Annotated in this window: 2 protein-coding genes and 1 tRNA gene; 1 reads left to right on the top strand and 2 read right to left on the bottom strand. The window is 69.6% G+C overall.

All coding sequences use genetic code 11. The features are described from left to right. Together C5O18_RS08955 and C5O18_RS11045 are read right to left on the bottom strand one after the other, a co-directional pair. Nucleotides 1–1,022, bottom strand: a 1,022-nt coding sequence (locus tag C5O18_RS08955) for a GspE/PulE family protein (protein WP_146089319.1), incomplete at its 3' end; no start/stop codon positions are given. A gap of 10 nt (nucleotides 1,023–1,032) precedes the next feature. Next, complete coding sequence (locus C5O18_RS11045) at nucleotides 1,033–1,506, bottom strand: pilin (protein WP_105193258.1); 474 nt, start codon at nucleotides 1,504–1,506, stop codon at nucleotides 1,033–1,035. Nucleotides 1,507–1,728: 222 nt separating this feature from the next. Here C5O18_RS11045 and C5O18_RS08945 point away from each other — a divergent pair. After that, nucleotides 1,729–1,804, top strand: a tRNA-Thr gene (locus tag C5O18_RS08945). Nucleotides 1,805–1,862 lie beyond the last annotated feature (58 nt).

Here is a 1,862-nt window from a genome sequence, read left to right as displayed (position 1 = left end):
TGCCAGCCGGTGTCGCGCAGGAGGTGCCTGAGCTGGTGCTCGTCCGCGCCGGCCATCCAGGCACTGCCCAGTCCGGCGGAAACCGGCAGGGCCTCGTAGATGCCGATGCGACCGTCATGACCGTCGATGCATGCCGGGCAGCCATTGCCGCCGCCCCGGCAGTGCCGGCACAGGCGGCGAAGCAGGCGCTGGGCCAGTACCAGCCGCAGGTTGGCGGCGATCAGGTAGTCGGCTAGGCCGAGGTGGCGCAGCCGGGTCAGCGCTTCCAGCGCGCTGCCGGTGTGCAGGGTGGAGAGCACGAGGTGGCCGGTTTCCGCCGCCTGCATGGCCATGTCGGCGGTCTCGCGGTCGCGGATCTCCCCGACCATGAGGATGTCGGGATCCTGGCGCAGCAGGGCCCGCAGCATGGAGGCGAAGTCCAGTCCGATGCGTGGCTGCGTGGCGCTCTGGCTGATGCCGTCGATGATGCGCTCCACCGGGTCCTCCACGGTCGCGATGTGGCGGTCGCGGCCGTTGAGGGCCTGCAGGCAGGCATACAGCGTGGTGGTCTTGCCGGAACCGGTCGGACCGGTGATCAGGACCAGCCCGTCCGGACCGGCGATGGCATGTTCGAGCAGGCGCCTGGCCTGCGCCGGCAGCTGCAGGGCCTCCAGGCCGCTGGCTGGCGTCGGTGGCGACAGACGCAGGCATAGCTTCTCGCCGTGCAGGACGGGCAGGCTGGCGACACGGATGTCGCCCAGCCGGGTGTCATGCAGGCGGCCATCCTGTGGCAGCCGCCTTTCCGCCATGTCCATGTGCGCCATGACCTTGATGCGAGCCACCAGTCGCGGCTGCCACGCCGGCGGCACGTGCTGCCAGTCGCTGAGCATGCCGTGGATGCGCAGTCGCAGCAGTGCGCCGTCGGCCTGCGGGTCGACGTGCAGGTCGGAGGCGCCCAGCGCCCGTGCCTGCGCCAGCAGGCGGTCCACCCAGTCCGCGACCTCGTGATCGTGCGCGGGCGTCATGACGGGGGCCGGATGCATGGCCGGCGGCTCAGCTGCCGACACCGGTGTGGCGGCGGGTGCAGGCCGGCTCTGCGCCCTGTGCGGCGTTGGCCAGTTGCCAGTGCAGGGTGTCGTCACTGGTGGATGCGGTGAGCGTCACCCGGCATCCGCCGGCCGCTGCGGTGCCGTCCAGCGTGATGCGCAGGCTGTCGCTGCCGCTGCTGGCCAGGCTCGCGGCCGAGGCCGCATGCTGGGGCGTGGGCAGATCGGCGAGTCCGAGCTTGGTGGCGGTGTCGCAGGCGCCGGGCAGGCCGCCTTCCTGCTGCAGGCATTCGGCGATGGCCAGTTTCAGCGGCTCGAGCTGGCTCAGGTTGACGCTCCAGCGTGCGCGGGTGACATAGTCCTGGTAGCGGGGCACGGCCACCGCAGAAAGCACGGCGATGATGGCGATGACGATCATCAGCTCGATGAGGCTGAAGCCCTGCCGCGGGTGTCGTGTCGGGATGTTCCTGTACTGGTGCATGTGGGTGGCCTCCTTGCCGTGACGTCCCCTGACGGGGCGCTTCCTGTGCTGCAGCGCAGACACAGGAGGAAAGCTAGGCACGCCCGCCGGGTTTCGCCAGTCGGGCGGAGAAATCCGGCGCGGCAGGGCTGCAGGGATGCAGGGTGTGGGGCGGCACGCGCTTGTCAGTCGCGGGCTGCCTCGCTAGAATCGCCGGCCACGCAGGCTGCTGCCTGCGTCCGTGCCGGATTAGCTCAGTTGGTAGAGCAGCGCATTCGTAATGCGAAGGTCGTAGGTTCGACTCCTATATCCGGCACCATCATCAGCAAGAAAAAGGGCAGCCTGCAGGCTGCCCTTTTTCTTTTCCGGCCATGGCT

The sequence above is a fragment of the Amnimonas aquatica genome, from assembly GCF_002943415.1.
Classification (GTDB): domain Bacteria; phylum Pseudomonadota; class Gammaproteobacteria; order Pseudomonadales; family Moraxellaceae; genus Perlucidibaca; species Perlucidibaca aquatica_A.
Note: the sequence above shows the minus strand (reverse complement) of the source record. Positions and strands in the feature narration are given on the sequence as shown.

Coding starts and splice junctions, on each gene's coding strand:
- C5O18_RS11045 (WP_105193258.1), bottom strand. CDS start 1,506: ATGCACCAGTACAGGAACATCCCGACACGACACCCGCGGCAGGGCTTC.